Source organism: Streptomyces pseudogriseolus, assembly GCA_002154585.1.
In the GTDB taxonomy this organism is placed as follows: Bacteria; Actinomycetota; Actinomycetes; order Streptomycetales; family Streptomycetaceae; genus Streptomyces; species Streptomyces pseudogriseolus.
Map to the genome: position 1 here is coordinate 1 of MUNG01000376.1, position 5918 is coordinate 5918.

At 73.0% G+C, this 5918-nt stretch carries 5 protein-coding genes; 1 reads left to right on the forward strand and 4 read right to left on the reverse strand.

What is annotated here, in order from left to right; genetic code table 11:
• Positions 1–744, forward strand: a 744-nt coding sequence (locus tag CCN29_RS28055) for a class F sortase (protein ID WP_502230029.1), incomplete at its 5' end; no start/stop codon positions are given.
• Between the two features lie 126 nt (positions 745–870).
• Here the strand turns inward: CCN29_RS28055 and CCN29_RS28060 are convergent.
• The 4 genes from CCN29_RS28060 to CCN29_RS28075 all read right to left on the reverse strand — a co-directional run bounded on the left by CCN29_RS28060 (position 871) and on the right by CCN29_RS28075 (position 5852).
• Positions 871–2526, reverse strand: coding sequence for a cellulase family glycosylhydrolase (locus CCN29_RS28060; RefSeq protein WP_086685394.1), 1656 nt, complete (start codon positions 2524–2526; stop codon positions 871–873).
• Between the two features lie 185 nt (positions 2527–2711).
• Positions 2712–4292 carry a tripartite tricarboxylate transporter permease gene (locus tag CCN29_RS28065; RefSeq protein ID WP_006136475.1) on the reverse strand — a complete coding sequence of 527 codons (1581 nt, stop codon included), beginning with the start codon at positions 4290–4292 and terminating at the stop codon, positions 2712–2714.
• A 1-nt stretch (position 4293) separates the two neighbouring features.
• Positions 4294–4872 carry a tripartite tricarboxylate transporter TctB family protein gene (locus CCN29_RS28070; RefSeq protein ID WP_086685396.1) on the reverse strand — a complete coding sequence of 193 codons (579 nt, stop codon included), beginning with the start codon at positions 4870–4872 and terminating at the stop codon, positions 4294–4296.
• Positions 4869–5852, reverse strand: a complete 984-nt coding sequence (locus CCN29_RS28075; RefSeq protein ID WP_006136473.1) for a Bug family tripartite tricarboxylate transporter substrate binding protein — start codon at positions 5850–5852, stop codon at positions 4869–4871. Before CCN29_RS28075 ends, CCN29_RS28070 begins: the two co-directional genes overlap by 4 nt.
• Positions 5853–5918: the final 66 nt, after the last annotated feature.

Below are 5918 nucleotides of genomic sequence, written 5' to 3' on the forward strand. Positions count from 1 at the left end.
ATGCCGGTCAGTGCCCCCCCTCCCGTCGAACCCGACCGGACGTCCCCGACGAGGCGCAGAGTGCGCTCCGTCATGACCGCGGTCTTCTGGGGCGGGGCCGGTCTGCTGCTGGCCACCACGCTGATGGGCGGCGGCGAGGACCCGCCCGACGACGCCCACGGACCGCACGCCTCCCGCACGGTCGCCACGGCGCCCTCGGCCGACGCGTCCGGCGGTCCGGCCGAGGGCGGGTCCGCCGCCGCATCGCCCTCCGCCGCATCGCCCTCCGCCGAACGGTCGCCCGGCAAGCACCTGCCGCGCTCCGCGCCGACCAGGCTGGTCATCCCGTCCATCGGCGTGAACGCCCCCTTCACCGCGCTCGACACCGACAGCGAGGGCCGGCTCGAACCGCCCCCGCCGAACGACACCAACCTCGTCGGCTGGTACGCCAGGGGCGTCTCCCCGGGCGAGCTCGGCGCCTCGATCATCGCCGGACACGTGGACACCAAGACCTCCGCGGCCGTCTTCGCGCGGCTCGGCGAACTCGAGAAGGGCGACCGCTTCCAGGTGCGGCGCGCCGACGGCACCAGGGCCACGTTCGTCGTCGACGAGGCGGAGTCCTTCGAGAAGGACGACTTTCCCAACGAGCGCGTGTACGCCGACACCCCCGACGCGCAGGTCCGGCTCATCACCTGCGCCGGCGCCTACGACCACGCCGCCAAGGACTACACCGAGAACCTGGTGGTCTTCGCCCACCTCGTGTGAGCGCGCGGTGCGACAGGCCTGTCACGGCCGGCGGGCCCGCACGGCGCACGGGGACGAACGGCTGCGATGAACGGGTGCGACGAACGGCTGCCCGGGAGGGAAGGACCTTCCGGGCAGCCGGCTCCGTCACGCCGCGGAGCACTCCGCGCCGTTCAGCGAGAACGTCGTCGGGTCGGCGCCGGCCGCGGACCGCGTGCCGGTGAAGCCCAGCGAGACGGAACCGGAGGGCGGGATCGTCGCCGTGTACGGGGCCGCCGCGACGCTCACCTCTGCACCGCTCTGCGTCGCCGTCCCGCCCCACAGGCTGGTGATCCGCTGACCGGCCGGGAAGGTCCAGCGCAACGTCCACCCGTCGACCGCCGCGCTCCCCGTGTTGCGGACGACGACCTCGGCCTGGAAGCCGCCGGGCCACTCGCCCGTCACCCGGTAGCCGACCGCGCAGGACCCGGCCGCGGGACCCGGTGCGGTGGTGACGGCCACCGTCGCCGAACGTGCCGAACGGTTGCCGGCCGCGTCCCGGGCACGGACGGCGAAGGTGTACGAGGTGTCCGCCGCGAGACCGGACACGGTGACCGTGGTGCCGGCGGCCGAGGCGACGACGCTCTCCGCACCGCCGGCCACCCGCACGACGTCGTAACCGGTCACCCCGACCGCGTCGGTGGCCGCGCCCCAGGTGAGGGTCACGGAGGACGAGGTCACGGCGGAGGCCACCGGGGCGCCCGGAGCGGTCGGCGCCGTGGTGTCCTCGCCCGGGCCGCTCCCGTAGACGGCGGCCTCCTCGGACGTGGCCGCGATCCCGTCCGGGCCGTCGAAGAGGCGCTGCCCCCAGCCGGTCATCCGGTCCGGGTCGAAGTCCTCGACCATGTCCAGGTACTCGACGCCGCCGCCGTTGCCGCTCCACGACCAGCCCAGGTAGCCGATGCCGAGCTGCCGGGTGACCGACAGGACGGCGTCCTCGTCCGGGTTGCCGTCGGAGTGGTCGTGCCCGAACTCGCCCACCACGATCGGGAGTTCCGCGGCGACGAAGCGGCCGAGGTAGTCGCTCACCTCGGCGGCGGTGTCGAAGACGCCGTACATGTGGATGGAGAACACCGTGTTGGCGTCCGGGTCGGCCGCGAACACGGAGGCCGCGTTGTCGCGCATGGTGAACGACCAGTCCTGGCCCCAGTTGGGGGCGTCCACCATCAGCGTGTGGTCGAACCCGGCCGCCCGCAGCCGCTGGATCGCCGCCTTGGTGTCGGCGGTCCAGCGGGTGTGATCGGTGTTGCCGTACGGCTCGTTGCCGATGTTGACGATGACGTAATCCTCCTGGCCGACGAGCGCGTCGCGCACCTCGATCCAGTAGTCGGCGGCGCGGGACAGCGTCACCGCTCCGCTCTGCTCGCCGTAGCCGGTGGTGTCGTGCACCTCCAGGACGCAGATCAGCCGGTTGCGCTTGCACTGGGTGACGACGTTCGCCACGTCGGCGGTGTCGTTGCGGGTCCACCGGTCGCCGCTGGACAGCACCACGCGCACGGTGTTGGCGCCCTTGGCCTTGATGTGGTCCAGCGAGTCGAGCCGGTCGGCGTACCAGGTGTGGGCGTGGTTGACGCCGCGCATCACGAAGTCGTTCCCCGACGCCTCGAGCAGCCGTCCGTTCTCCACCCGGAACCCGGTGGGCGCCGCGTGGGCGGAGGCGGTCGGGGCGAGCAGCGTCAGGAGCAGGGCCGCGAGCGCTGCGAGCGCGGCGGGCAGGTGCGGGCGTACGTGACGGTGCGGGAGGCGGTGGCGGGTGTCGCGCATGGTGTCCCCTTCCGTGGTGGATGTGGGAGCGCTCCCATGCGGGACATCAAGGCATTGTTGTCAGTTACGCGTCAAGGGGTGTGATGCGTGCCCGCTGCGTGAGCTGCGGAGATGAGGGGCGTCGGGCCGGAACGCCATGGGGCGTCCCGGCCCGGTGTCGCGTAGTTCGACCGCCGTTCGACGGCTCAGGTGCGGGGGCCGGACGGCGTAGGGGGTTCGGCCGCTTCAGGCGCCTCGGGAGCCTCGGGTGTCTCGGGCGCCTCGGATGACTCGGCGGCCGTGGTCGCGCGGCGCGGCAGCGCCCTGCGGAGCAGGGGCCAGGCGAGCAGCAGCACCACCACCGCGTACACCGTCACCGAGAACGGCGTGTTCACCAGACCGGTGACACTGCCGTCGCTGATCTGCAGCGCGCGGCGCAGCTGCTGCTCGGCGGCCGGACCGAGGATCACGCCGATGACGGCGGGCAGCACCGGCAGCCCGTACCGCCGCATGCCGAACCCGATGAGGCCGATGACCAGCAGCATCACCAGGTCGATCACCTCGCCGCCGACCGCGTACGCGCCCACCGCCGCGAAGAACATGATTCCGGCGTACAGGTACGGGCGGGGGATGCGCAGCAGCTTCGCCCACACCGGCGCGAGCGGCAGGTTCAGCGCCAGCAGCAGCACCATGCCGACGAACAGCGAGGCGATCAGGCCCCACACCAGGTCGGGTTCCCGCTCGAACAGCAGCGGGCCCGGCTGGATGCCGTACTGCTGGAACGCGGCCAGCATCACCGCGGCGACCGCCGTGGTCGGCAGGCCGAGGGTCAGCATGGACACCAGAGTGCCCGCCGCCGACGCCGAGGCCGCCGACTCCGGTCCCGCCACACCCTCGATGGCGCCCTTGCCCCACTCGTCCTTGTGCTTCGACAGCCGCTTCTCCGTCACGTACGACAGGAACGTCGGGATCTCCGCGCCGCCCGCCGGGATCGCGCCGAACGGGAAGCCGATGAACGGGCCGCGCGCCCAGGCCTTCCAGGTGCGCCGCAGATCGGCGCGGCCCAGCCACGGCCGGCCCACCGGGATCGGCTCCGGCGGCCGGCGCCGCAGATGGGCGGCCACCCACAGCGCCTCACCGATCGCGAACAGACCCACCGCGACGATCACCACGTCCACACCGTCGGCCAGGTGCAGCGAACCGAAGGTCAGCCGCTGCTGCCCGGTCATCTGGTCCAGGCCGATCAGGCCGATGGTCAGGCCGATCAGCAGCGAGGCCAGGCCCCGGACCCGCGACGAGCCGAGGACCGAGGTCACGGCGATGAACGCCAGCACCATGATGGCGAAGTAGTCCGGCGCGCCGATGTCCACCGCCAGGTCGGCGACCGTCGGCGCGAGCGCCACCAGCAGCAGCGTGCCCACCATGCCGCCCGCGAAGTGACCGACGGCGGCCGCCGCCAGGGCCTGCGCGCCGCGCCCCGACTTCGCCATCGGGTTGCCCTCCATCGCGGCGACCACGGCGGCGCTCTCACCGGGCGTGTTCAGCAGGATCGAGGTCGTCGAACCACCGAACATCGCACCGTAGTAGATGCCGGCGAACATGATGAACGCGCCGGTCGGGTCCAGCCCGTACGTCACCGGCAGCAGCAGCGCCACCGCCATCGCCGGGCCGATGCCCGGCAGCACGCCGATCGCCGTGCCGAGCAGCACGCCCACCGCGGCCCAGAGGAGGTTGAGCGGCGTGAGCGCCGTGCCGAAGCCGTCCAGCAGGGAGTTGAGGGCGTTCATGTCACAGCACTCCCATCAGCGGACCGCCGGGCAACGGCACTCCGAGCAGCTTGTCGAACAGGGCGTAGGCGGCCAGCGAGAGCACCGCCGCGATCAGCGGGTCGCGGTCCACCCTGCGGCTGCCGAGCGCGTACGCGGCGCCCCAGAAGAGCAGGGCGCCCGCGGCGGGGAAGCCGAGCGGCTCGATGAGGACGGCCGAGCCGAGGAAGACGCCGGAGAGCAGTGCGACCGTGCGCCAGTCGGCCGGTTCGGTGAGGTCGACGTCCTCCCCGGTCTCCGCCTGGCCCCGGCCGCCGCGCAGGACGTCCACGGCGAGGAGGGCGGCCACCAGGAGCAGGCCGATGCCGACGACGACCGGGACCGTCTTCGGCCCCACCGGGCCGCGCTGGGTGATGTCGACGTCCATCGTGAGGGCGTCGGTGAGGACCAGCACGCCGAGGGCGAGGAGGAGGGCGCAGACGCCCAGTTCGGAGTGGTCGCGGAGCCAGGAGGTGGTGGTGCGGGGGGTGGGTTTCGTTCCGGAGGCGGCCGTTGATGTGGACGTCTCGGAGGCGGGCGTCGGCGTGGAGGGAGTGGTCACAGGCCGAGCTCCTTCAGTACCGACATCACGCGCTCGTCCTCGGCGGCCAGGAACGCGCCGAACTCGTCGCCGGTCAGGAACGCGTCGTCCCAGCCGTTGCGTTTCATGGACTCCTGCCACTCCTTCGAATCGTGCAGGGCCTCCAGCAGCCGGACGAGCTTGCCGCGTTCGGCGTCGGTGAGGCCGGGCGGGGCGACGACGCCCCGCCAGTTCGTGAACTCCACGTCGTAGCCGGACTCCTTGAGCGTGGGCGCGTCGAGACCCGGTACGCGTTCCGGTCCGGTCACCGCGAGCAGCCGCAGCTCGCCCGCCTCGATCTGGTCGCGGTACTCGCCGACCCCGGAGACGCCGAAGGCGACCTTGTTGCCGAGGATCGAGGCGAGCAGTTCGCCGCCGCCGTCGAACGGGATGTAGTTGACGTCCTTCGGGGCGATCCCGGCGGCCTGCGCCATCAGCATCGGCGCGAGGTGGTCCGGGCCGCCGGGGGAGGACCCGCCGCCCACGGGGAGCCGGCCGGGGGCCGCCTTCCAGGCGTCGACCAGGTCGCCGATGGTCCGGTACGGGGAGTCCTTGGCGACCACCACCACGTCCTGCTCCTCGGTGAGCCGGGCGACGGGCGTGGTGTCGGCGAGGGTGCGGGGCGCGTGGTTGGAGCGGACGGCGCCGACGACGCCGAGCCCCATCGACATCGCCAGCTTGCCGTTGCCGCGCTCGTTCACCAGGCGGGTGAGGCCGACCGTGCCGCCGGCGCCGGGCAGGTTGAACACCTCGACGGAGCGGGTGACTCCGGCGTCCTCGGCGTCCTTCGCGGCGGTGCGGGCGGTGATGTCGTAGCCGCCGCCGGGTGTGTTGGGGACCATGAGACGCAGGCCCGGGATGCTGGTGCCGCTCTCGGCGCCGCTGCCGGTCGTGAGCAGCGGCGGGCCCACGAGGACGAGCAGGGCGGCGCCGAGCAGGGCTAGGGGTGTGCGGAGGCGCACGGGTGCCACCACCTGTCGGTCGGGTTGTACGGGTGTGTGCGGGTGTGGGGGGGTGTGGGGGGCGCG

Excerpts from the sequence above, each read along its gene's own strand:
- CCN29_RS28060 (WP_086685394.1), bottom strand. The coding sequence starts at position 2,526 with ATGCGCGACACCCGCCACCGCCTCCCGCACCGTCACGTACGCCCGCAC.
- CCN29_RS28065 (WP_006136475.1), bottom strand. The coding sequence starts at position 4,292 with ATGAACGCCCTCAACTCCCTGCTGGACGGCTTCGGCACGGCGCTCACG.